The following is a 24,780-nucleotide window of genomic DNA, read 5'->3' as shown; positions in this document are numbered from 1 at the left end:
CATGGACATATTATTTGTACTTATTCCACTCTCAGTCATCATGGCCCTTGTCGTCCTTGGTGGGTTATGGTGGGCAATTTACCGTGGTCAATTTGAAGATATCGAAGACGAAGGCAAACGTATTTTAGAAGATGACGACTAAAATATTTTTTGTTCGAAAGTCACAACGGTTCTATACATTCTGACTTATTAGCAACGAACTGCACACATAAACCCAGCCTCAAAGTACGTGTTTTTCCAAGTAAAAACACGCTAAAAAATCCTTTCAAAAATATTTCTATTTGTTTCAAATCTGTAACAAATTCTCTTGAGTAATTATTTTTTTTATGCTAGTTTCTGACATGCGTCAAATTGACGCATATGAAATTGTGTTAGCAAATCATCAATTTAAACGTGAAACTTGGATGATGCATGACGGTTTCTGGCTCAGATGGCAACATATTGATTGCAAAGCCCAATAACTCGCTATCCCCAACAGGATTTGTCTGGTTGTTTGTTGGTGTTTTCACCATCACCATGACAATTACCGTTGGGTTTACGTTAGCAGGTGCTTGGCTAGTGCTGCCCTTTGCCGGAATGGAAATCATCGTACTGGCATACGTGCTTATCAATGCTTACCTACATTACGGTGACTTTGAAAGCATCAAAATCGTTAATGATGATGTGGTAATAGAGAAATACAGTTATAAAAGTTTTGAGAAATTCACTTTTCAGCGCTACTGGATCAGGGTGACATTACACGACTCCCTGGACGGTACAACCGCGATTTTCATTGGCTCACACGGCAAGGAAGTCGAATTTGGCAGTCGTTACATCAACAAAGAAGAGCGAGAAGTCATCGCCAAGCAACTGAAGCAAGATTTAAAAATCGTTTAATGGTTTTTGTTTTGGGAGAAGGTATGTTGAAGCAGGCTATGAAAAAGATTGGTTTCGGTTTACTTTTGTTACTCACAGCACCGCACGTGCTTGCTGAGATTCGCTGGAACTTTCCTGAGCCAGTCACCCCGATGGCACTTGATACGTTACATGTACATAACAAATTCATGCTGATTGTTGCCGTGATTTTTGTTGTAGTACTCGCCATCATGATTTACTCACTGATCAAACACCGCAAGAGTGTTGGTCATCAAGCAGTGGTAGACAAAGCACCGTCCACCGCGACAGAAATTTTCTGGACACTGATTCCGTTTGTTATTTTGCTCGTCATCGACTTTGTCATCATGGGCATTCCGGCCTACCATAGCGTGGTGATGATGGAGGACACGAAGAACGAGTCCGACATGATGATTAAAATCACGGGCTCCCAATGGCGTTGGCAATATGAATATATAGGCAATACCGACAAAGGGAACCAAAACGGCCTAGTAGAAGCCAAAGGTATTAAGTTCACCAGCACCCTATCTACCCCTCAAGACCAAGTAAACGGCACAGTACCTCCCGTTGACGATCCTAAGAGCCCATACCTGCTAGATGTAGATAACCGACTGGTGCTACCGGTTGGCGCCAAGGTACGCATACTGATGACATCAACCGATGTACTGCACAACTGGTGGGTGCCGCAATTTGGCTCTTCACGCGTTGCCGTTCCTGGTTTTATCCGTGAAACTTGGGTGCAGGTTGATAAAGCGGGTACTTATCGCGGCCAATGTAAAGAGCTGTGCGGCAAAGGCCACGGCTACATGCCGGTAGTGGTTGATGCGCTGCCTAAAGCAGAGTACGCAGCTTGGGTAGATCTCAAGCAGAAAGAAATCAGCGCACAAGCTGCAGGCGCCGATAAAGAATGGAGTAAAGACGAGTTAATCGCTCAAGGAAAAGCCGTCTATGATAAAAACTGTGCAGTCTGTCACCAAGTATCTGGCGCTGGCTTACCGCCTGCCTTCCCGGCACTCACCGGTAGCAAAATTGCAACTTCACCAATCTTTGATGCCAGTGGCAAATACCTGCCAGACAGTCATTTAGATCGAGTACTCAATGGGATACGTGTGATGCCGGCATGGAAAGCATTATTAACTGACACTGAAATTGCTGCTGTCATCACTTATGAGCGCAACGCGCTAGGCAACAGTGTGGGTGATGTTCTTCAACCCGCGCAGGTTAAAGCCGCACGTCAATAAACACAGGTACAGGAGAGAGTTATGAGCACTACTACAGTCGCACATCATGATGAGCACACTGACCACCCGACGGGGATCATGCGCTGGCTAACCACCACCAATCATAAAGATATCGGTACCATGTACCTGACCTTCTCACTGATTATGTTTTTGGTGGGTGGCTCAATGATACTAGGCATTCGTGCCGAGTTATTTCAACCAGGCTTACAACTAATTAAGCCTGATTTCTTTAACCAGCTGATCGGCGTGCATGCACTGATTATGATTTTTGCAGCGCTCATGCCTGCAGCCACTGGCTTTGCCAACTGGATGCTGCCATTGCAAATTGGCGCGCCAGATATGGCGCTGCCACGTTTGAACAACTGGGGCTTTTGGTTGTTGCCACCGTCAGCCATTCTACTCACACTGCCATTTACCCTAGCACTATTCGGCATTGGAGATGGCGCACTGGCAACCGGCTGGACATTCTACCCACCACTCTCGATACAAGGTGGCATTGGCGTGGACTTCGCAATTTTTGCGGTGCACTTGCTAGGTATTTCTTCTGTATTAGGCTCTATCAACATTATCGTCACTTTATTTAACATGCGCGCACCAGGCATGACACTGATGAAAATGCCGATGTTTGCATGGGGCTGGTTGATTACAGCGTTCTTGTTAATTGCAACAATTCCGGTACTTGCAGGCGCTGTTACCATGCTGCTTACTGACCGTCATTTTGGTACACACTTTTTTGACGCAGCGGGTGGCGGCGACCCGATTATGTTCCAACACTTATTCTGGTTCTTTGGTCACCCAGAGGTTTATATTTTGCTGTTACCGGTATGGGGCTTCATTCCACAAATCTTACAAACGTTCTCACGTAAACCGATGTATGGCTATAAAGCACAGGTATATTCATTATGGGCGATTGGTGCGATGTCAGTAATTGTATGGGCGCACCACTTCTTTACCGCCGGCATGCCAGTACCTGCACTGCTTTACTTTATGTACAGCACTATGGCTATTTCACTACCGCTAGCAGTGTTGTTCTTCTGTTGGATTAAAACCATGTGGCGCGGCTCGATGAGCTTTGAAACGCCTATGCTATTTACGGTAGGCTGGATTATCCTATTCGGTATCGGCGGCCTAACAGGCTTAGTACTCGCTGACGTGGCAGCTGATGCGCAATATCACAACAGCTATTTTGTTGTAGCACACTTCCACTACACGCTATTTGCTGGCGGCATCATGGGCATTATGGCTGGGGTTTACTACTGGCTGCCAAAAATGACTGGGCACATGTACAACGAAAAACTGGGGCAACTACACTTCTGGCTCACTGCCATTTCGTTTAACCTTACTTTCATTCCGCAATTCTTCTTGGGCCTAGCCGGCATGCCACGCCGCATTCCAGATTATGCATTACAGTTTGCAGAATTCAATATGATTTCATCCATATCGGCTTTTGTACTCGGCTTATCCCAACTGATTTTTGTTTATAACATTATCAGCACCGTCAAAGGTGGCAAAAAAGCAACGGACCAAGTATGGGAAGGTGCAGAGGGATTGGAGTGGACCTTGTCATCGCCTCCGCCTTACCATAGCTTTACCGAGCAACCGACTATTAAATAGGATAAAGGCAGCTACTTAATTGATATGAAAAATCAAGAAACTTCCAGAAGTGATAAGAACAAAAAAGTAGCGATTGTTTTGGCTGTCATTGCGTTCATTTGGTATTTAGCATCAATGTTCACCATATGGAAATAGATGCAAAAAAAACCGACCTAAGCGCTATAGAACTTAGGTCGGCCGCTAACAAAAAGCTAGGCTACAAAATGATATGGGTAGTCGTTGCAGCACTTTTGTTTGCATTTGCGTTAGTGCCGATATATGACGTGTTATGCACGATGACAGGGCTAAACGGCAAAACCAAAAGTACAGCCAGTGAGCTAAATAACACTAAGGTAGATGAAACACGCTGGGTAACTGTGCAATTTACCACCAGCACCATGCCTGGATTGGGCTGGAACTTCTATCCTAAACAATCCAGCATTAAGGTGCATCCTGGCAAAGTTGAAACCGTACTGTTTGAGGCTAAAAACATCACCAATGAGGTAGTGGCTGGTAGAGCAGTGCCAAGCGTAACACCTGGTGTGGCCGCTGCCCACCTTAAAAAATTAGCATGTTTTTGTTTTGAAAGGCAGGCACTAAATCCGGGGGAAACAAAGCTATTGCCCTTACGTTTCTTTGTAAGCCCAGACATACCTGCAGATGTAAAAGAGATGACTTTATCGTACGCATTTTTCAGTATAGATAAATAAGCATCCAAAGTGATTAAAGAGTAAATAACAGGTAATTAAATTGAAAAAATAACGCATATATTGGTCTAGATAAAACAATAGCCATCATTTATTGATTTTATTTTAGCTACAAGTAAGTTAAATAATGTAATGGGGAGCTTATGCATGACAACACATTCAAATAATCATTACTATGTCCCACATGGCGCTTTATATCCTGTCACTTTATCAGCGGGGTTACTCACACTGGCGTCTGGTTTTATTTTTAGTGTAGCTACGGATAAAAACAAAGATCTCGCCTACCTGCAAACACCAGGAAAATGGATGATGTACATAGGCGCTGCTATCATTCTGCTAATGACCTTCAAATGGTTAAGTGCCGTTGTGGTAGAAAGCATTACAGGCCAATATAAAAAATGGGAAGATAAATCCTTTAGGATCGGCATGATCGTATTTATCTGCTCCGAGATTGCTTTTTTTGCTGCATTTTTTGGCGCGCTATTTTATATGCGCATCATTTCGGTACCCGACCTTGCAGCATTCGACCCTATCTTTACTCCTTACAAAGACTTCTTAGGTACATGGCCATCTGCTGGCCCTGGCGGTACGGTATTAGGTACAGAGTACAAACCGGGCACACTAACACCAATGGGAGCATGGGGCTTACCCGCAATCAATACCGCATTACTGCTGAGCTCAGGTGCAACCATTACTTGGGCACACTGGGGCTTGCTTAAAGACAACCGCAAACAGCTAATTTTCGGTTTATTTCTAACTGTTGCTTTGGGTACTGCCTTTCTGGTATGCCAAGCCTTCGAGTATCACGAAGCCTATACCCATATGGGGCTAACATTAGGTAGCGGCGCTTATGGTGCAACATTTTTCATGTTGACAGGCTTTCACGGCTTCCATGTAACATTGGGCACAATCATGCTGATTGTGATTTTGTTACGCTCTATGAAAGGTCATTTCTCGGCAAAAAGTCATTTTGGCTTTGAGGGTGTTGCCTGGTATTGGCACTTTGTAGATGTAGTCTGGCTAGGATTATTTATTTTTGTTTACTGGTTATAACACCAGCAAAGAATAAGCGGTGCATATGCACCGCCTATTTCGAACTAACACTGCTAAATCAGTGAGTTACTTTACGCAAACCTTTAGGTAGCAGCATGTGGAATCCAATTAAAGTAATACCCAATCAACAAAAACACAAACAAGGTAATAGAAAGACCGATACGTATGGTCAATGCTTTTACCGTACGCACCCCAGCATCTTTATCTTTGGCTAAAAAATACAATGCTGAAAACAAGCTAGCAATGATGACAACCAGCACCAACACAATAACAACTTTGAATATCATAATCATGTCCTATCAGTTTAGTTAAGTCATTATGCGATGCACATCACACAAATGCAATTTAGATTAGGAAATTACTTACTGCGCCCTTCATGGCAAGGCTTATTAATCCTGATGATTTGCTTACCAATATTTATCAAACTGGGTTTATGGCAATACCACAAAGCGCAGTTAGGTACAGAAATACAGTCTAGCTACAACCGTTCACTTGAGCAGGATGCATTAAATCTGCCAAGTAGCTTTAATAATTTAGACACATGGAAATACAAAAAAGTAAAAATAAAAGGCCACTATGAAACTGAGTACCAAATCCTGCTCGACAATCAAGTGGAGAACAGTGTCGCAGGCTTCCATGTCATCACACCATTAAAGCTGGATGGCAGCAATGATTATGTTTTGGTTAACAGGGGCTGGGTAGCAGGTAGCGCCACACATACTGACTTACCAACCATCAGTACCCCCAATCAGGCACTAGAGGTAACCGGCTTAGTCTGGCTGCCTAGCAACAAGATTTTCACACTGGAAAGTGAACCGCAAAAAAACACATGGAATGTCATCTGGCAGCATATGGATATGGAGCGTTACAGAAAAAGCGTACCTATCCACATATTACCGCTGGTAATCAAATTAGATGCCAAAAGTAATGCAGGTGGCTTTGTGCGTAACTGGCAACTGCCAACCAGCAAAATTACAACCAACATAGGTTACGCTTACCAATGGTTTGGGTTTGCACTGGCTAGCGTACTTATTTTTTTATTCACCAGCATTAAAAAAGCCAACAACACCAAAATATAGGCAAAGTCATATGATAAATACGGCCATGGAAAGCACTGAGTATCTCAACCAGCAACGTAGAGGCCGCTTGACACTCTTATGCATGTTGATTTTTTTTATTATCCCTATCATCGCCGTTATCGCGATGTACAAACTCGACTGGCGACCCAAGGGAGAGAGCGTGGGCGAGTTAGTGTCACCCCCCAGGGCATTACCTATCAGCCAAGCACTCATCAATAGCAATGGCACTAGAGTAAGCAACAACTTGCTCAAAGATAAATGGAGCATGGTCTATGTCACTACAGACTGTGATCTCCAATGTAAAAATAAACTGCACCAGATGCGGCAACTTCATGTCTCCTTATATAAAGAAATCCCGCGCATGCAGCGCGTATTAATCACAACTTCACCTGACGTTGCTGATATTGCACGCAACTATCCAGAGTTATTAATCATCAATCAGCCAGCTGAAGATGTCATTGCATTTAGCAAGCAATTCAACATAGCTAATGAGACCGCCATTAACACTAATAGAATTTACCTGAGCGACCCGCTGGGCCAACTCATCATGAGCTACCACGCATCTACGTCACCTGCGCTAGTTCGTAAAGACATCACGCGTTTAATGAAATACTCCTGGACAGGCTAGTCATGGGCTACAAACTATTTAAAAATCTATGCCTGTTTGGCGCCATGCTCGCACTGTGCGTTGTAGTGCTGGGCGCTTATGTCAGGCTATCTGATGCAGGGCTCGGCTGCCCAGATTGGCCAGGCTGCTATGGCACACTCACTGTGCCACAAAGTGAAACTGCAATTCAACAGGCACAGGCATTGCATCCTGATAAACCAGTTGAAGCTGCCAAGGCATGGAAAGAAATGGCGCATCGATACTTAGCGGGCTCACTAGGCTTGGTGGTGCTGGCAATTTTTGTGCTGGGATGGCGCAATAAACGTCAATTAACAGCCAGCCCAGTACTGACCACAGTACTGCTGGTTATTATCATATTGCAAGCCATGCTAGGCATGTGGACCGTCACCATGTTATTAAAACCGGTGATTGTCAGCGCACACTTACTTGGCGGGTTAACCACACTGGGCTTGCTCACCTGGCTAGCGCACCGCCATTGGGTCACGCATAACAATATACCCACCCCACCCCACTTAAAGCTTATGGTACGCGGCGCAGTATTGATATTACTACTGCAAGTACTGCTAGGCGGATGGACCAGCACCAACTATGCGGCGCTCGCTTGCACTGATTTCCCAACTTGCCATGGGCACTGGATTCCGGAAATGGATTTTAATGATGCATTTCACCTAGTACGCGAGCTTGGGCAAAGTGCTGATGGCGGTAATTTAACACTGGCATCACTGACCGCCATCCAATGGACCCACAGAATAGGCGCACTAGTCACGTTTATTTACATCGCTACACTGGTTGCACAACTGCTCAAACTACCTGCGTTTAGGAAAATCGCGTTACTGCTACTTGGCCTGCTAACAGTACAGGTCACCATCGGCATCGCTAATCTGATTCTCCACTTACCCTTGGCATTGGCCGTGCTGCATAACTTAGGCGCAGCATTACTTATTATTACCACCATCGTTCTTAACTCTAAAATCACGGAGCATCAACATGACCACGCAAAAACTTAAAAGTGAGCTACACATGCACGTTAACGTCATGGGCCAAATTAAAGCACTCGTTCCGCGATTAAAAAACTTCTTCCCGCTGTGCAAACCGCGCGTGACCTCACTCATTGTGTTTACTGCACTGATTGGTATGTTTTTAGCTACGCCTAATATGGTACCGCTACCGCTGCTCATTGCAACAACACTAGGCATTGCCTTTGCATCGGGGGCGGCCGCAGCGTTTAACTGCCTGATTGAGCACAAAATTGACGCCAATATGGCACGTACCCGTGCCCGCCCGCTACCAACTGGGCAAGTGTCATCAAGTGAAACCATGATATTTGCCACGCTACTCGGCAGCGCTGGGCTAGCTATCCTGTATTTTTATGTTAACCCACTCACCATGTGGCTAACACTAGCAACCTTTGTCGGTTATGCCGTGATTTATACCATATTCCTTAAACCGGCAACGCCAATGAATATCGTAATTGGCGGTGCATCAGGCGCGATGCCGCCCATCTTGGGCTGGGCTGCGGTCACCAACACCGTTTCACCTGAGTCACTGATTATGTTCTTAATCATTTTCGCTTGGACCCCTCCGCACTTCTGGGCACTCGCGCTATACCGCAGAGAGGAATATGCCAAAGTTGGCATGCCCATGTTGCCAGTAACGCATGGTGAGTCCTTTACCTTGTTACACATTCTGCTCTACACCGTTATTTTGGTAGCAGTATCACTCATGCCTTATGGCTTGGGCATGAGCGGTATGATTTACTTAAGTTCAGTGCTAGTGCTTGATGCTATTTTCATGGCTTACGTAATCAAACTTTACCTAAACTACTCCGATGCACTAGCTAAGCGTACATTCAGGTACTCCATTATTTATTTAACCCTATTATTTGCAGGTTTATTAATTGATCACTACTTGCCACTTTAAATTCTGAAAAAAATTTAATGTAAACAAGCATTACAGTTCGTGAATTGATTCATATAAATGCATACAAAAAGTCGCTAAATCCAATGTAAAAGCAAAGATTACGTTGTATAATTCCGCGATTAAAGCACGTGCACTATTGTTTAGAATTGAAACGGATGCTGATATGACTACGGCGCTAGGGCCCGCCACTAGTCATGAATATGATTTGGTTTTATTTAAGGATGAAAGTAATGAGCACTAATAATGTAGAAACGTTTTACGACGACTACGTCATACGCCGGTTTAGCGTAATGGCGGTAGTTTGGGGAGTTCTTGGAATGTTAATGGGGGTGATTGTTGCCTCACAACTGGCATTTCCTGAATTAAATTTAGGACTACCATGGACCAGCTTTGGACGTTTACGTCCGTTGCACACCAACTTGGTTATTTTTGCTTTTGGTGGCTGTGCACTGTTTGCTACGTCGTACTATGTAGTGCAACGTACAAGCCAAGCTAAACTAGCATTTCCGATGTTGGCTCGTTACTCATTCTGGGGTTACCAGGCCGTCATTATCGCAGCGATTATCTCTTTACCTTTGGGTTACACTCAAGCTAAAGAATATGCAGAGCTAGAGTGGCCTATCGACTTACTACTACTGGTAGTTTGGGTGATGTACGCAATTGTTTTCTTTGGCACTATCGCAAAAAGAAAAATCAAACACATTTATGTTGCAAACTGGTTCTACGGTGCATTTATCATTGTGGTAGCAATCTTGCACATCGTTAACAGTGCTGCAATCCCTGCCGAATGGATGAAATCATACTCAGCTTACGCTGGCGTACAAGATGCAATGATCCAATGGTGGTATGGTCATAACGCAGTTGGTTTCTTCTTAACAGCTGGTTTCTTGGGCATGATGTACTACTTCATTCCTAAACAAGCTGAGCGCCCAGTGTACTCATATCGCTTGTCTATCGTGCACTTCTGGGGTTTGATTTTCACTTACATGTGGGCAGGTTCACACCACTTACATTACACCGCACTGCCTGACTGGACACAATCAGTAGGCATGGTACTGTCTTTAATCCTATTAGCGCCAAGCTGGGGCGGCATGATTAACGGTATGATGACTATGTCTGGCGCATGGCACAAACTGCGCGATGACCCTATCCTACGCTTCTTGATCGTTTCATTGTCTTTCTACGGCATGAGTACGTTTGAAGGCCCAATGATGGCGATTAAAACCGTTAACTCACTTTCACACTACACAGACTGGACCGTTGGCCACGTGCACTCAGGTGCTTTAGGCTGGGTTGGTTTTGTATCTATGGGTTCACTGTACTTCTTGGTACCTCGCTTATGGGGTGTAAAACAAATGTACAGCAAGAAAGCGATTGAGTTGCACTTCTGGTTAGCAACGATCGGCGTGGTTCTTTACATTACTGCAATGTGGATCTCAGGCGTTACCGCGGGTCTGATGTGGCGCGCAATGAATGACGACGGCACATTAACTTACACATTTGTTGAGTCTGTTAAAGCAATGCACCCATTCTACGTAATTCGTATGGTTGGTGGCTTGATGTACGTGAGCGGCATGGCGATCATGTTGTGGAACGTAATTAAAACAGTTCAAATGGGGCAGCCTGCTCGCGCCAGAATCCCTTCAACAGTTGTTCATGCTTAAGAGATCGAAAATGTCAGATAAAGAACAAAAAGGCTTTAGCCACGAAAAAATTGAAACCAATAGTTTCTTATTGGTCATCTTAATTTTGGTTGTGGTTTCATTTGGTGGCTTGGTGGAAATCGTACCGCTATTCTTCCAAAAATCAACAACACAACCAGTGGAAGGCTTAAAACCTTACACAGCACTGCAATTAGCTGGGCGCGACATTTATATCCGTGAAGGCTGCTACAACTGCCACTCACAAATGATTCGCCCGTTTAAAGCTGAAACATTGCGCTATGGTCACTACTCAGTAGCTGGTGAGTTTGTTTACGACCACCCATTCCAATGGGGTAGTAAACGTACAGGTCCAGACCTACAACGTGTAGGCGGCCGTTACAGTGATGAATGGCATCGCATTCACTTGATCAACCCTCGTGATTTGGTACCTGAGTCTGTTATGCCTGCCTACCCATGGCTTGAGAAAAACCTAGTAGATGCGAAAAACTTACCTGCACACATGCGCGCTTTAAAAATCGCTGGTGTTCCATATGCTGATGCTGAAATTAAGAGCGCAGCTAACGATGTTTATGGAAAAACAGAGATGCAGGCTGTAATCGCCTACTTACAAGTGCTTGGTACAGCGCTTAAACAATAAGCAACTGAACCCATGGACACTATTGGTTTACGCAGCATTGCCACAGTCCTAGCCCTAGTTACCTTTGTAGGTATATGGGTTTGGGCTTGGTCTGGGCGGCATAAAAAAGACTTTGACGAAGCGGCAAGATTGCCGCTTGAGGGAGATGAAGAATGAGTGATTTTACAAGCGATTTCTGGCCGTATTTTATTTCGGCAATCGTGATTGGCGGTATCGTTTTCTGTTTAACGGTACTATTTATGACAAGCAAGTCACATGATCCAGCACACACAGGTGAGTCAACCGGCCACGTGTACGATGAAGACATCATTGAGATGAACAACCCAATGCCAAGATGGTGGATGTGGATGTTCATTATCACTTGTGTATTCGGTGCAACTTACCTATTCCTGTTCCCAGGCTTAGGCACTTACCAAGGTAAACTAGGCTGGACTGCACTCAAACAGTATGAGCAGGAAGTTAAAGAAACCAATGACCGTATTGCGCCAATCTACGCAAAATTCACATCGATGAAGGGTGAAGAAGTTGCGCAGGATCCAAAAGCAATGGCAATCGGCGAGCGTTTGTTCATGAACAATTGCTCACAATGCCACGGCTCTGACGCACACGGTAGCAGAGGCTTCCCTAACCTAACCGATAACGATTGGTTACATGGCGGTTCACACGAGACCATCAAGCAAACAATTACTAACGGTAGACATGGCATGATGCCTCCTATGGCTGCAGCTATAGGTAGTGCTGACGACGTTAAAAACGTAGCAAACTATGTGTTGAGCTTATCTAACAGTGAGCATGACGCTGAACGCGCTGCATTAGGTAAAGAAAAATTTGCCGCATGTGCAGCTTGTCACGGCCCTGATGGTAAAGGTAACCAAGCAATTGGTTCAGCTAATTTAACTGACAACATCTGGTTGCACGGTGCGGGTGAAGCGGCGATTATCCAACGCATTAACAATGGTATAGATAACAAAATGCCAGCACAAGGATCACGCCTGACACCTGAACAAATTCATGTATTGGCTGCTTATGTTTGGCGTTTTTCTAACGCAAAATAATTAGTCCGAGGCTAAAAACTGGCCAAGATTAATTTAATACAAACAACATCTTAACGCCCGCTATTTGCGCTTATGCTAAAATAGTGGGCGTTTTTGTTTTTATTCACCGAATTTCTAAATTAAGTCTGAATCAAAGTGTCCACTAAGCCTCGTACACCAAAGAAAACGATTCCTATCATTAACGATCCGGCACAGCCAGTCACTAGGTCGTTGTACGAACCGCATCAGAAAATTTACCCGCGTAACATCTCCGGCTTCTATAAAAACTGGCGCTGGGCGATGATCTGGATTACCCAGATTGTGTTCTACGGTGTGCCGTGGCTAGAATGGGGACAACGCCAAGCTGTGCTGCTAGATATTAGCACCCACCGTTTTTATATTTTTGGATTGGTGCTGTATCCGCAAGACCTTATTTACCTAGTCGTCATTTTAATTATTGCCGCGCTGGCCCTGTTCTTATTTACAGCGGTTGCCGGCAGACTTTGGTGCGGTTTCGCATGCCCGCAATCCGTCTATACTAAAATATTTTTATGGATTGAGCGGCAGGTGGAAGGCGACCGCGCCTCACGCTTACGTCTAGACGCAAGCAAACTTAACACTAATAAACTATCCAAAAAAACCATCAAGCATGCCTTGTGGATCAGTTTCTCGGCATGGACTGGCTTTACTTTCCTCGGCTACTTTACCCCTATCCGCGATCTTATCCATAACATTTCACAATGGAGCTTAAGCCCATGGGAAACATTCTGGATTTGTTTTTATGCATTTGCCACTTATGGTAACGCTGGCTTTCTGCGCGAACAAATCTGTAAACATATGTGCCCGTATGCACGCTTCCAAAGTGCGATGTTTGATAATGACACGCTCATCGTGACTTACGATCAAGAGCGCGGCGAGCCACGTAGCGGCCGCTCACGCAAGGTAGATGCAAAGCAAACCGGTTTAGGTGACTGTATTGACTGTAGTTTCTGCGTGCAGGTATGTCCAACCGGCATTGATATCCGCAATGGCTTACAGCAAGAGTGCATTAGCTGCGGCTTATGTGTAGATGCATGTAATAGCATTATGGACAAAATGGAGTACCCGCGTGGCTTAATTCGCTTCTCCACACAGAACGCACTCACTAATCACTGGTCACAAGAACAGGTACTGAAAAAAATTCTACGGCCTCGTGTACTCATTTATAGCGCGCTATTGCTGCTGATGAGTGCGGGGCTTGTTTACTCGCTAGTTACACGCATTTCGTTTAAGGTAGATGTGATTCGCGATCGCGGAGTGATGTCGCGTATTGCACCTGGCGGCAAAGTAGAGAACGTTTATCAACTGCAAATCACCAACGCTTCAGAGCATGTTGAAACTTATCACATTTCAGTATCAGGTATAGAAGGCTTATCTTTAGCTTCTGATTCAGAATTTACCGTGAACGCCGCAGAGTCAAGAATGGTGGCAGTAAGTTTGCAGATTGCAGATGGCTCGATTAAAAGCGGTTCACACCCAGTAGTATTTGAAATTGTTGCAGGCGATTCAAAAGAACGCTTATTTGAAAAGTCTATTTTTTATATGTCTCGTTAAAGAGGTAATCCTATGTCAACAAAACAAACGCAAAATGAAAAAGCAAAGTGGTGGAAATCTGGCTATGCGTGGCTAGTGTTCTGTGGCCCAGCTATTGTAGTGGTAGCTAGCTTAACCACCGTATATATTGCAGTAAATGGGCAAGACCCAGTATTAGCTCACGATGAAAATTCAGAGTTTCATACTAACAAACCCCTCACTACTGAAGAGAAAAATGCGCTAGAACCAGCTGTTCTTGCTCGCAACCATGCAGCCACTGGTGTAAATCTGGATAAATAGTAGCGCAATGCAAACCGCGCTTATTTACAGCTCATTACTGATGGGTATCGCAGGAGGGCCACATTGCGTTGCTATGTGTGGCGCAGCCTGTACTGCACTTACACAGTCTCCACAAACGCCTTACGCAATTTACCATTATCACATTGGTCGCTTATTTGGCTATGCCATGCTGGGGGCAATCGCCACCTTTGCGATTCAAAGTATTGCCTGGCTATCTAGCTATAGCAGCGTATTGCACCCACTATGGACATTCTTCCATGTGTTGATATTCTTCTGGGGCGTGTTGCTCATCATCTACGCACGTCAACCCATTTGGGTAGACCGTGCCGGGCGCAACATATGGGGGCATGTAAAAAAGCTTAGTACCAAGCAAGGCGGCCACTTTTACATTGGCATGTTATGGGCGCTGATGCCGTGCGGCTTGTTATATTCAGCACTGGTGATTGCATCATTTAACGGCAACCCATTAGACGGCGCATTAAGCATGTCAGCTTTTGCATTGGGGTCCAGTGTATCCCTGTTTCTAGCGCCATGGCTATGGCTAAAACTGAAGACCAACACGATTGAGCCTTACGGCATGCGTTTAGCTGGTGTGTTACTCAGCGCAGCAAGCGCTTGGGCAATCTGGATGGAGCTTACCCACAATACCAAAGTATGGTGCGCAACATAACTGAGTTGCAGCAACTCTGCGGACAAAAATAACGCTAAATAGCCAATACTTTTAAACCATCAGTAGCAGTATTCCATAACAAAAACATTTGTTTATCTTTTTGCAACAGCACGGGGTAATCAGCCACCCCGCTACTCTCACTCAGCACATGTGGCACATCCCAGCTTTTTCCAGCATCATCAGACTTCATCATCCAGATTTGATTCTTACCTAGGTCCTTTTCACGCCAAACCAACCAAACATTGTCTGCAATTGCAGCCACTGCCGGGTGCCCTGCCTGCTTCTTCATATTGCCAAACTTTTTGGCCGGTGACGACACCCATGCTTCGCCATCCATACGCGCATAATAGAGTGTGGCTTTTCCACCCGCATCATCATTACCGCCATCAAACCATGCCATATGGTAGCCCCACCAGTCGTCGCCCTCCCCGCCACTAGCCAGCGCCGCGCCGTGATGCGGGCAACCATCCACTTTCCAGCGACCAAAAGTTGCTCGCTTAGACTGGGGCGCTGTTTGATTGGCTGGGATCTCTGCCATCATATGATCACGCTCGCTCCCTTCAAACACATGACGCCACATCGCAGCTACAGTGCCATCGGGTTTATTTGTCAGAGCGATACGACAACACTCACAGCTACTGTCTGCAAGCTTTTGCTCCAATGCAAAACTTACGCCTTTATTATCAGAAACAGCGTAGTAAATCGCGGCGCCTTCATAAGGCTTATTGGCGGCTTTAGCAGCTAATAAATCTCGCTTATCTACCCAAGTAACGGTGATTTTTCCGTGATGGCTCACATTAAGTGAATCAAAGCGATGTGTAATTTCCGCTTTATCATGATGCACCACCAAAGGCTTTTCAAATGTCTTACCTTGGTCTACAGAGCGCGCAAACCATATGTACCCGGAAAAAGGTGCTTTAAGCCCTTCCGTCCAGGTGACGTATAGATTACCTTCTGGGCCAACAGCTATCTTTGGTCGCGCCTCGCCATCGGCACCGATTTTCTGTGGCTTAGCGTTAATCTTGTGTGGCTGAGTAAAGCTCTTGCCGCCGTCTGTACTTGCATCCACTACGACAAAACCATCTTGCACGCCAACCCGCCATAGACGACCGCTAGCATCAAAGGCAACACTTACAGCTAAACTACTCTTTTGCGGATGGGTATGGTCTTCATGCGCTCTTAGCGGTGTGCTTAAACAAAGCAAAAAGGTCAAAAATAATGTGGTAATTTTCATGGTTAGTAATCAAATTTCAGTTGAACGTAACCTGTCCGCTGTGGATAGGGATGAAATACATAAGCCTTGTAATTATTAAGATTATCAACGCCCACGCTGGCTGTGAGCCTATCTGCAAATTTGTAGTTGGCTTTAACATCTACAATGAAAAATTTGCTAGTACCACCAAAAGTATCTGGATTTACATCGCTATTATCCAGAGTATTGTATTGGCGACCACTATAGCGTGCTGCAACACTATACGTGAGATTATGCCCTTGGTGATAAGTGCCAATTACTTTGTATTGTTGTTTGGGAATACGTGACGGCTTATTACCTTCTGTAGAAGGGGCAAGGCTGTTTTTCAATATTTCAGCATCGCTGAAAGTTGCGTTAGCCATGATATCCAAGCCATCAATCGCTACATTCTCCCAAATAGTAGAGAGTTCAATCCCATTGGTACGCACATGGTCAATATTCTGGATGTATGAACAGTTTGTTCCAGTGCAAGTACCACTACCGAATGGAATGCTGGCGCCCGTGCCCACTGTTTGGCTGATCAATGCATCAAACTTACTTTCATGAAACAACGTTGCCCGCACCAAACCATTATTAAAACGTCTTTCAGCGGTGAACTCACCGGAAATCACTTCTTCCGGTTTAAGGTTAGGGTTGTTCTCCACCACGGTGCTGCCCTGACTCAACTGCTGATATAACTCACTGACAGTGGGAAACCGAAACGCCTGACCAAGCGCCGCTCTAAACCCCCATGCAGGTTCAGGCTCAAAGCTTAGTGATAACTTGGGTGAGAATTTATTATTCGACTGACTGGCATAATTCGCTGTACGTAATGCACCACCTAAAGTAGTTTGATTGCGCCCATCTGTCGCCTGCCAGTATTCTTGGCGACCGCCAAATGTGAGTGCCCACAATGGATTAATTTGCCATTTATCTTGCACATACAAGGCCTGGGTTTGCGTTTCACCACGTGATGATGCAAACAGACTAGTTTTGCTACCACGCATCCAATCCACTGTATTGTTAGTATCACTGCGTAGCTGGTAATTATCGATGTGGTAGCCAAAGTCTATCAAATGCTGGCGTCCGAAACCATCTACCGGACGTAAAATAGCGCGCGCATCAAATACCGTCCAACCGGTGCCGGTCAAGTCGGTAACGCAACCAGTTCGATTGGCGTAAGGGTTTCCTGTTACAGATGTTGCACAATTGGTGGGGGCACTTGATGCACTGTTTTTATCTTTCTGGTAATCATAGTCAGACAAGGTAAATTGCCAATCGAAGAAGCCTTTGGTATTAGACTTAATATCAAGCGCTTGCATGATATGTAAAGCCTCAGCCTCTGATGGCGTAAAACCAGAAACATTGTAGCGAAAGCCGCCGAAACTAACCGGTCCATTGTAGACTGCATTGCCGCCAGCATCTTTCAGGTAGCTTTTCACATCGACTTTGCTATTCATATCCCATATACCTAGGCTATAGCTAGCTTTGATTTGCGGCGTGATGTCATAAGCCAACTTAATCTTGGCATTAGTCTGCTCGCTATGATCAAAACCTGTTGCGCCGAAAATAACTCGGTCCTTATTGGTCTGGTCTTTATCTTGGTACGCACCAGTCACCACAGGTGCACCTCCAGATGCAGTAGTTGACCGCAACGCATTGGCAAACTGCATAGGCTGACTGTCATTTTGCAAGCGGTCAACAGTTAGCAAGAAACTTAGATCATTGATTTTATTACCAATAGACGCCGTTTCATGATTACCCTTAAAGGTTTTATCTGTGCCATACAACTCGAAACTCTGCATAAAAGACTGTGCACTGGCATGCACTTCAAGCTTTGTCGGCATGCGCGTATTCAAGCTAACAACACCGCCAAATGAGTTGCCAGCATACAAAGCAGAAAATGGCCCGTATAAAATACTGACGCTATCAATCTCTTCCGGACTGACAAATCCCCAGCGCGGCGGGAAACTGTAAGAGTTACCGAGCAGGTTAGATAACAGCACCCCATCGGCATAAAGCATGGTTTGCGCGCTGGATAATGTACCTGTAGTACGAGTAGCAATCGGGCCATTTCTATCGCCAATGTAACGCTCACGCACTTGGAAACTTGGCAGATATTTCAATGTCTGCATAGAGGTGGTTGCATTTACCGTATCTTGGATTTGCTCTTTAGTATAAGTCTCTACGGTGGCTGGATGGTTAGTGATGCGGCTATCAATCATTGGTGCGCGCACTTCAACCGCATCTAAATCAATTGCCTCATTATGCTCCGCAAATAATGTGCTGCTAAAGCTTGCTGCGATGATGGTCGAAATTAGCTTAATACGCATTGCATACCCCTGATTTTTATATACTAAGTTCTATAATTATTATTTTTAATATTGATGCAGGACCTATCTGTGATGGCTCTGGTTAGTGCCGCTACATCTTGATAGGTTAGTAGTATATTTTAGATATGTGCGCTACGTAATGTGACCAATTGTCGCAGGGACGTGCACATATATGCGCGACAATTTGACGCAATGCAATTTGAGTATCAGCACGTATAATAATCAGGTGATGAATACGCATTTTCCCACTTTAGAAAACCCAACACGCCGTAATTTGCAGCGCTTATTTTTGCTGCGCAGCGTCATGCTCGCGTTCATGCTGGCCGCTACAGCGGCGCTATATTACCTGCATATCCCATTACCAAAAATTCCTATCGCGCTTGCTGTTGGTGGCATGCTGTTACTTAACCTGATGACATTATTGCGCCTGCAAAAATTCAGCAACGTGACTGACCATGAACTACTATTACAGTTACTGGGCGACTTACTCGGGCTCACTGTCTTATTTTATTTCACTGGTGGCTACAGCAACCCGCTAGTGTGGATGTATCTATTACCGCTCACCATTGCCGCGGTTGCTTTAAAACGAGAGTACACTTGGCTACTGGCCGCGATTGCCGTTATTTGTTACTCCACACTGGTGTTTTATTATGTGCCGTTATCGCATCTACATATGCATTACTTGGCGGGAAAATCACTAGACATCCACTTGGTCGGAATGTGGCTGGGCTTTGTGGTGAGTGCTGGCATTATTGCTTTTTTTGTCACGCGCATTGGGCAAAGCCTACGTGATTACGATCAACTGCTTGCCGCAGTGAGAGAAAGATCACTTGAAAGTGAGCTTGCACTCTCATTAGGAACCCTCGCTGCCAGTGCCGCGCATGAGTTAGGAACACCACTCGCCACCATGGCGGTGATTAGCAAAGAGCTGGCACGAGATTTATCTAATCAGCCTGAGCCATTACAGCAATTAGTCATCATCCGTACCCAAATTGACCGCTGCAAAGAAATACTATCGTCCATCACGCGTAATGCAGGTCAAAGCCGCGCAGATGCCGGGCATGGTTTGCCGCTAAACCAGTTCTTGCAAGATGCGATTCAACGCTGGCGTGATACGCGCCCAGCAACCGAGCTAATAGTCAGCTTGAGCGATAGCGCTAGCAACCCATTAATTTTCACAGACAGAACACTAAGTCAGGCCATACAGAACTTACTAGACAACGCAGCCGACGCATCACCAGACCGGGTGCTATTTGATGCAAACTGGGATGAAAATACCTTGCAGGTGTATATTAGGGACTTTGGTAACGGCTTAAGTGATGAAGTAAAAACACAGCTTGGTAAACCCTTTTTTAGCTCAAAAAATGGTAACGGCATGGGTTTGGGGGTGTACCTCACACAAATGATTATTGCAAAATTTGGCGGCACACTCACGCTCAGCAATCATGCCGAAGGCGGAGTGCTCACTGCCATCTCCTTACCGCTACACCAATTGCGCATAGGTCATTAGGGATACGGCGATGCTTGATAGCGACACAATAAACTCAAACCATGCAGCAGACTTAAAAAGTAGCGATGAACAGCCTACCCTGCTGCTGGTTGACGATGATGAAGTATTCCTAAACGCACTGGCAATGGCAATGCGCAAACGCGGTTTTTTAGTTACGCTTGCCAGCAGTGCTGAGTCTGCCTTTGCAATTGCACAGACCGACCCACCGGAGTTTGCGGTGGTTGACCTTAAAATGTCAGGCAACTCCGGCTTAGTGTTAGTCAGGCAGTTGGCAAGCTTGCAGGCAGCCACAAAAATAGTGGTGCTCACAGGCTACGCCAGCATTGCCACAGCGGTAGAGGCAATCAAACTAGGCGCAACCCACTACTTAGCCAAACCTGTTGATGCGGATGAAATTGTTGCTGCATTTGATAAACAAGCTGGAGATTCAGAAGTTGAACTAGCGTCCTCCCCGCTACCTGTAGGCAGGTTAGAGTGGGAGCATATTCAACGGGTATTGTCAGAGAATGATGGCAACATCTCCGCCACCGCACGCAGCTTAAATATGCACAGACGTACGTTACAAAGAAAATTAGGCAAGAAACCTAGCATCAACCTCAGCATTATTTAATCGCATTCAAGACCTGCTAAGAGAACAACACTAGCATTGAGACAAGGTTAATCTTTATTCGTCGCTAAAGCGCTCTTCACGCCATGGGTCAGCTTCATTATGATAACCGCGCACTTCCCAAAACCCTAGACGGTCAAATTCATGCAGTTCAATCGCTTTCAGCCATTTGGCACCCTTCCACGCGTAACGCTTAGGTACAATCATGCGCACCGGACCACCATGCGCTGCGGTTAATGGCCCACCCAGCACGCTGTGGGCAATGATGACGTCATCATCTAATAAGGCATCTAGGGGTAAGTTGGTAGTGTAGCCATCATAGCCATGCAAAGTCACATGCTTGGCGGCTGGCAACGGTGCCGCCATTGCTAAAATCTCGCGGGCTGGCACTCCCTGCCAATCCATATCTAATTGGCTCCAGCGCGTCACACAGTGAAAATCCGAGACTTCGGTCACTTGTGGCATTGCCTGAAATTGCGACCAGTTAATATCAAGCTCATGTTCTACCAAGCCATATACACGCATGCTCCAGCTTTCAGTTGTCACTTGCGGACGAATTCCTAAATCTAAAGTTGGAAAATTCTTCACCTCGGTTTGCCCTGCCGGAATCCGCTCATTTGCATTGGTTTTACCTGGCTTTGCACCACGTTTTGCTAATGCTATTTTTCCTTCGATAAGCTTTTTCCAGTCTGGCATAGATTTGTTCCGAACTAAATGTCTACGAGTTGATTAATTTACTTTCGACTTCTTGAAACTATCCGCAAGCAACAAACCGACCCCAACGCATATTGCACTATCTGCCACATTAAAAGCCGGCCAATATAACTGATCAATATGAAAAAACAGAAAATCCACTACATAGCCTAAGGTCAGGCGATCGTACAAATTACCAATCGCACCACCTAATACTAAGGCCAAACCTAAGCTAAATAGTTTCTCATGATGATGCTTTTTAATCAGATAAGTAATCACAATGGCGGCAATTGCAGTGACTCCAGTGAAGAACCACTTTTGCCAGCCACCAGCGTTGGCTAAAAAGCTAAACGCTGCGCCTTCATTATGAAAACGTACCAAATCAAAAAAGCTAGTAATGGTTAAGTGCTCACCATACACAAAAGCATGTTGAACTAGATATTTGGTGTACAAATCCAGGGCGACCACAATTGCGCTAATAGCAAACCACTTACGCATGTGAACGAACCTCACCTTTGCCAAACAAATTGCTTACACAGCGCCCGCAAATATGTGGATGCGCAGCATCGGCCCCTACATCTGCACGGTAATGCCAGCAGCGATCGCATTTTGTATGTGCACTAGGCGCAACTTGCACCTCTAATGCGCCAGCACGCTGATGCAGCGAAGCACGTGATGTAATCAGCACAAAACGCAAGTCATCTTGTAGGCGGCTTAATGCCTCAAATGTTGTGCCATCTGCATAAATATCCAATTCAGATTGCAATGACGAGCCCACCAAACCAGCCGCGCGTTTCTCTTCTATCGCTTTATTTGCTAAGGCACGCACCTCAAGCACTGTTTGCCAAGACTGGACCTCTGCATCACTTAGCCCGTGCGCTGGCAAGGCATACCAAAGTTCTTCAAATACGGTTTTATCTGCATCCAAACCTAGCGTTTGCCAAATTTCATCCGCAGTGAAACTTAAAATTGGTGCCATCAAGCGCATCATCGTGTGGGTAATATGATGCAAAGTACTTTGCGCAACACGGCGCGCATGCGAGGCTTCACCCGTCGTGTACAAACGGTCTTTTAAGATATCTAAATAGAAACCGCCCAAGTCCTCTGAGCAGAAGCTAACAAATTTTTGCACCGCCAAATGGAATTCGTAACGGTCATAATCCGCCAATATTTCAGTTTGCAATTTGTTAGTTAAATGCAAAGCATAGCGGTCAATTTCTAACCACTCGCTCACAGGTAACAAGTCTTTAGCCGCATCAAAGTCAGCCAAGTTCGCTAACAGGAAACGTAAAGTGTTGCGGATACGTCGATAGCTTTCAGCGACACGCTTTAAAATCTCATCTGAAATGGTCAGTTCACCTGAGTAGTCGGTAGAGGCGACCCATAGACGTAAGATATCTGCGCCATAGGTATCCATCACTTTTTGTGGTGCAACCACATTACCCTTAGATTTACTCATTTTGTGGCCGCTGCCATCCACCACAAAACCATGCGTCAGCAATGCTTTATAAGGTGCATGACCATCAATTGCACAACCGGTCAATAAGCTAGACTGGAACCAGCCGCGATGCTGATCTGAGCCCTCTAAATACAAATCTGCGGGGAAGGCCAATTCAGGGCGGCGTTTAAGCACTGCAGCATGAGTACTGCCTGAGTCGAACCACACGTCTAGCGTGTCAGTCACCTTTTTATATTGCTCAGCATAGTCTGGGGCATGTTGTGCCAAGAAAGCCGCGCCATCTAAACTAAACCAAGCCTCTACACCGCTTTTTTCCGTGAGCAAGGCCGCCTGCTCTAACAGCTCGGCGGTTTGCGGATGTGGTTCGCCAGTTTCTTTATGCACAAATAATGGCATCGGTACGCCCCAGTTACGTTGGCGTGATACACACCAATCTGGGCGGTTTTTAATCATTGCTTCTAAACGTGCACGACCCCAGCTCGGGAAAAACTCAGTTTCATCCACGGCTTTGTTAGCATGCTCGCGCAATGCTTTACCGTTAATGTCATGTGCGTTCATGCCAATAAACCATTGGTGCGTTGCCAACTGCATCAGTGGCGTTTTATGGCGCCAGCAATGTGGGAAGCTATGGTTCAAACGTGCGCTTGCAAGTAAGCGACCACTCTCCTGCATGTTCGCCAAAATAACTTTGTTCGCGTCTTGTCTGCTTAGGCCACGAATAGCGGCAAACTCGACCAACTCACTGCTAAAGAACTTGCCATCACTACCGATTAAGACTCTTGGTTTTTGCTCTGGGAAGTTAGCTCGCATCACCAACCAGTCATCATTACCGTGGGCGGCTGCCGTATGCACCAAGCCGGTACCTGCCTCTGTCGTCACATGGTCACCGCAGATAACAGGCACTTGGCGTGCGTCAAACGGATGTGCTAACTGTAAGTGTTTTAATGCCAAACCTTTACAGCTTGCCAGCACTTTTGCATCCGCTTCACCATAACGCGTTAATGTCGCCGCGGCCAAAGCATTTGCCAGTATCAGCAAGCCCTTGCTGGTTTGAATCAAATCATAATCAAGCTCAGCGTGTACACTCACCGCTTGATTTGCCGGCAAGGTCCATGGTGTGGTGGTCCAAATCACCGCATACGCATCGCCTGTAACCGCAATGCCAAACGCTTTACCCAAGGCTGTATTGTCTACAACCTTAAATCCTACATCAATCGCAGGCGAGTTTACGTCTTCATATTCAACTTCTGCTTCAGCTAAGGCTGAGCCACAATCTACGCACCAATGTACAGGCTTGCTGCCTTGATACAGGTAGCCATTTTTATAAATATCACCCAAAGCACGCATGATGTCGGCTTCGGTTTGAAAGTCCATCGTCAAGTAAGGATTATCCCAATCAGCCTGTACACCTAAACGAATAAAGTCTTTCTTTTGCTTTTCTACCTGCTCAGCAGCGTACGCACGGCACAACTCGCGGAACTGCGCCGGGTCTATATTTTTACCGTGATTTTTTTCTACTACGAGCTCAATCGGCAAGCCGTGACAATCCCAGCCTGGCACGTAAGGTGCATCAAACCCTGAGAACGTTTTAGATTTTACGATGATATCTTTTAAGATTTTATTTACTGCGTGACCAATGTGAATATCACCGTTGGCATAGGGAGGGCCATCATGCAAAATGAATTTCTTGGCACCTTTGCGCGCATTGCGAATACGTGCATACAGTTTTTTATCCTGCCACGCTTTCAACCATGCAGGCTCACGCTTTGCCAAGTCGCCGCGCATAGGAAACGCGGTCTCAGGTAGATTTAACTTATACTTACTTTGCTCTTTATTATCTTCAGTCATTTAAAATCTCAACACATTTCATATTCATCATTTCTGCCCGCTTAACGTCGCATTAAGCTTACACAGAAATCCAGTTGCCGACATACCATTCTGGTATCTCAATAAGCATTACATCCCATCAACTGGTT

General features: G+C 45.5%; 25 protein-coding genes. 19 read left to right on the top strand and 6 right to left on the bottom strand.

The genetic code is table 11. The features are described from left to right. Position 1 precedes the first annotated feature (1 nt). The 6 genes from ccoS to VGD82_RS07200 all read left to right on the top strand — a co-directional run bounded on the left by ccoS (position 2) and on the right by VGD82_RS07200 (position 5,467). Entirely contained in the window at positions 2–142 is a 141-nt protein-coding gene (ccoS, locus tag VGD82_RS07225) for a cbb3-type cytochrome oxidase assembly protein CcoS (RefSeq protein ID WP_135276176.1), read from the top strand. A 269-nt stretch (positions 143–411) separates the two neighbouring features. Then, the gene (locus tag VGD82_RS07220; protein ID WP_331019756.1) at positions 412–876 is read left to right on the top strand and encodes a DUF2244 domain-containing protein; all 465 of its coding nucleotides are present in this window, start codon (positions 412–414) and stop codon (positions 874–876) included. A 23-nt stretch (positions 877–899) separates the two neighbouring features. After that, positions 900–2,114 carry a cytochrome c oxidase subunit II gene (gene coxB, locus VGD82_RS07215; protein ID WP_331019755.1) on the top strand — a complete coding sequence of 405 codons (1,215 nt, stop codon included), beginning with the start codon at positions 900–902 and terminating at the stop codon, positions 2,112–2,114. A 21-nt stretch (positions 2,115–2,135) separates the two neighbouring features. Continuing rightward, positions 2,136–3,728 carry a cytochrome c oxidase subunit I gene (gene ctaD, locus VGD82_RS07210; RefSeq protein WP_331019754.1) on the top strand — a complete coding sequence of 531 codons (1,593 nt, stop codon included), beginning with the start codon at positions 2,136–2,138 and terminating at the stop codon, positions 3,726–3,728. A gap of 125 nt (positions 3,729–3,853) precedes the next feature. Next, a complete protein-coding gene (locus tag VGD82_RS07205; protein WP_331019753.1) occupies positions 3,854–4,417 on the top strand; it encodes a cytochrome c oxidase assembly protein in 564 nt (187 codons plus the stop codon). 144 nt (positions 4,418–4,561) lie between these two features. After that, positions 4,562–5,467, top strand: a complete 906-nt coding sequence (locus VGD82_RS07200; RefSeq protein ID WP_331019752.1) for a cytochrome c oxidase subunit 3 — start codon at positions 4,562–4,564, stop codon at positions 5,465–5,467. Between the two features lie 83 nt (positions 5,468–5,550). On the opposite strand, the gene VGD82_RS07195 is transcribed toward VGD82_RS07200, so the two are convergent. After that, the gene (locus tag VGD82_RS07195) at positions 5,551–5,754 is read right to left on the bottom strand and encodes a twin transmembrane helix small protein (protein ID WP_331019751.1); all 204 of its coding nucleotides are present in this window, start codon (positions 5,752–5,754) and stop codon (positions 5,551–5,553) included. Between the two features lie 36 nt (positions 5,755–5,790). On the opposite strand from VGD82_RS07195, the gene VGD82_RS07190 reads away from it, so the two are divergent. From VGD82_RS07190 to VGD82_RS07140, 11 genes are all read left to right on the top strand, one after another. Next, the gene (locus VGD82_RS07190) at positions 5,791–6,546 is read left to right on the top strand and encodes an SURF1 family protein (RefSeq protein WP_331019750.1); all 756 of its coding nucleotides are present in this window, start codon (positions 5,791–5,793) and stop codon (positions 6,544–6,546) included. 10 nt (positions 6,547–6,556) lie between these two features. Continuing rightward, positions 6,557–7,174, top strand: coding sequence for an SCO family protein (locus tag VGD82_RS07185; protein ID WP_331019749.1), 618 nt, complete (start codon positions 6,557–6,559; stop codon positions 7,172–7,174). Positions 7,175–7,176: 2 nt separating this feature from the next. Then, the gene (locus VGD82_RS07180; RefSeq protein ID WP_331019748.1) at positions 7,177–8,181 is read left to right on the top strand and encodes a COX15/CtaA family protein; all 1,005 of its coding nucleotides are present in this window, start codon (positions 7,177–7,179) and stop codon (positions 8,179–8,181) included. A gap of 13 nt (positions 8,182–8,194) precedes the next feature. Further along, positions 8,195–9,094: a heme o synthase gene (gene cyoE, locus VGD82_RS07175; RefSeq protein WP_414684472.1), complete on the top strand. Its 900-nt coding sequence runs from the start codon at positions 8,195–8,197 to the stop codon at positions 9,092–9,094. Positions 9,095–9,324: 230 nt separating this feature from the next. Then, positions 9,325–10,758: a cytochrome-c oxidase, cbb3-type subunit I gene (gene ccoN / locus VGD82_RS07170; protein ID WP_331019747.1), complete on the top strand. Its 1,434-nt coding sequence runs from the start codon at positions 9,325–9,327 to the stop codon at positions 10,756–10,758. A 10-nt stretch (positions 10,759–10,768) separates the two neighbouring features. Next, complete coding sequence (ccoO, locus tag VGD82_RS07165) at positions 10,769–11,395, top strand: cytochrome-c oxidase, cbb3-type subunit II (protein ID WP_135276187.1); 627 nt, start codon at positions 10,769–10,771, stop codon at positions 11,393–11,395. Between the two features lie 12 nt (positions 11,396–11,407). Beyond that, entirely contained in the window at positions 11,408–11,551 is a 144-nt protein-coding gene (locus tag VGD82_RS07160) for a cbb3-type cytochrome oxidase subunit 3 (protein ID WP_135276188.1), read from the top strand. Continuing rightward, entirely contained in the window at positions 11,548–12,450 is a 903-nt protein-coding gene (gene ccoP, locus VGD82_RS07155; RefSeq protein WP_331019746.1) for a cytochrome-c oxidase, cbb3-type subunit III, read from the top strand. Before VGD82_RS07160 ends, ccoP begins: the two co-directional genes overlap by 4 nt. 135 nt (positions 12,451–12,585) lie before the next feature. Next, a complete protein-coding gene (gene ccoG, locus VGD82_RS07150; RefSeq protein ID WP_414684465.1) occupies positions 12,586–14,022 on the top strand; it encodes a cytochrome c oxidase accessory protein CcoG in 1,437 nt (478 codons plus the stop codon). Between the two features lie 12 nt (positions 14,023–14,034). Beyond that, a complete protein-coding gene (locus VGD82_RS07145; protein WP_331019745.1) occupies positions 14,035–14,301 on the top strand; it encodes a hypothetical protein in 267 nt (88 codons plus the stop codon). Positions 14,302–14,308: 7 nt separating this feature from the next. Then, positions 14,309–14,971, top strand: a complete 663-nt coding sequence (locus VGD82_RS07140; protein WP_331019744.1) for a sulfite exporter TauE/SafE family protein — start codon at positions 14,309–14,311, stop codon at positions 14,969–14,971. 34 nt (positions 14,972–15,005) lie between these two features. Here the strand turns inward: VGD82_RS07140 and VGD82_RS07135 are convergent, their stop codons facing one another. Both VGD82_RS07135 and VGD82_RS07130 read right to left on the bottom strand, forming a co-directional pair. Next, complete coding sequence (locus tag VGD82_RS07135; RefSeq protein WP_331019743.1) at positions 15,006–16,205, bottom strand: sialidase family protein; 1,200 nt, start codon at positions 16,203–16,205, stop codon at positions 15,006–15,008. Positions 16,206–16,207: 2 nt separating this feature from the next. Beyond that, the gene (locus VGD82_RS07130; protein WP_331019742.1) at positions 16,208–18,535 is read right to left on the bottom strand and encodes a TonB-dependent receptor; all 2,328 of its coding nucleotides are present in this window, start codon (positions 18,533–18,535) and stop codon (positions 16,208–16,210) included. Between the two features lie 229 nt (positions 18,536–18,764). Here VGD82_RS07130 and VGD82_RS07125 point away from each other — a divergent pair, with 229 nt between their 5' ends. Both VGD82_RS07125 and VGD82_RS07120 read left to right on the top strand, forming a co-directional pair. After that, positions 18,765–20,045, top strand: a complete 1,281-nt coding sequence (locus VGD82_RS07125; RefSeq protein WP_331019741.1) for an ATP-binding protein — start codon at positions 18,765–18,767, stop codon at positions 20,043–20,045. Positions 20,046–20,055: 10 nt separating this feature from the next. Next, a complete protein-coding gene (locus VGD82_RS07120) occupies positions 20,056–20,655 on the top strand; it encodes a response regulator transcription factor (protein ID WP_331019740.1) in 600 nt (199 codons plus the stop codon). Positions 20,656–20,709: 54 nt separating this feature from the next. Here VGD82_RS07120 and VGD82_RS07115 read toward each other — a convergent pair whose 3' ends face one another. Genes VGD82_RS07115 through ileS form a run of 3 tightly spaced genes read right to left on the bottom strand, consistent with a single transcriptional unit; the run spans position 20,710 to position 24,652 of the window. Then, positions 20,710–21,348 (bottom strand): molybdopterin-dependent oxidoreductase, encoded by a 639-nt coding sequence (locus VGD82_RS07115; protein ID WP_331019739.1) that lies wholly within the window; start codon positions 21,346–21,348, stop codon positions 20,710–20,712. A 33-nt stretch (positions 21,349–21,381) separates the two neighbouring features. Next, on the bottom strand, positions 21,382–21,843 hold the full coding sequence (gene lspA, locus VGD82_RS07110) for a signal peptidase II (protein WP_331019738.1): 462 nt from the start codon (positions 21,841–21,843) through the stop codon (positions 21,382–21,384). After that, the gene (ileS, locus tag VGD82_RS07105; protein ID WP_331019737.1) at positions 21,836–24,652 is read right to left on the bottom strand and encodes an isoleucine--tRNA ligase; all 2,817 of its coding nucleotides are present in this window, start codon (positions 24,650–24,652) and stop codon (positions 21,836–21,838) included. Before ileS ends, lspA begins: the two co-directional genes overlap by 8 nt. Positions 24,653–24,780: the final 128 nt, after the last annotated feature.

The sequence above is a fragment of the Methylotenera sp. genome (genome assembly GCF_036401095.1).
Classification (GTDB): Bacteria; Pseudomonadota; Gammaproteobacteria; order Burkholderiales; family Methylophilaceae; genus Methylotenera.
This window is presented reverse-complemented; position numbering and strand designations above follow the sequence as displayed.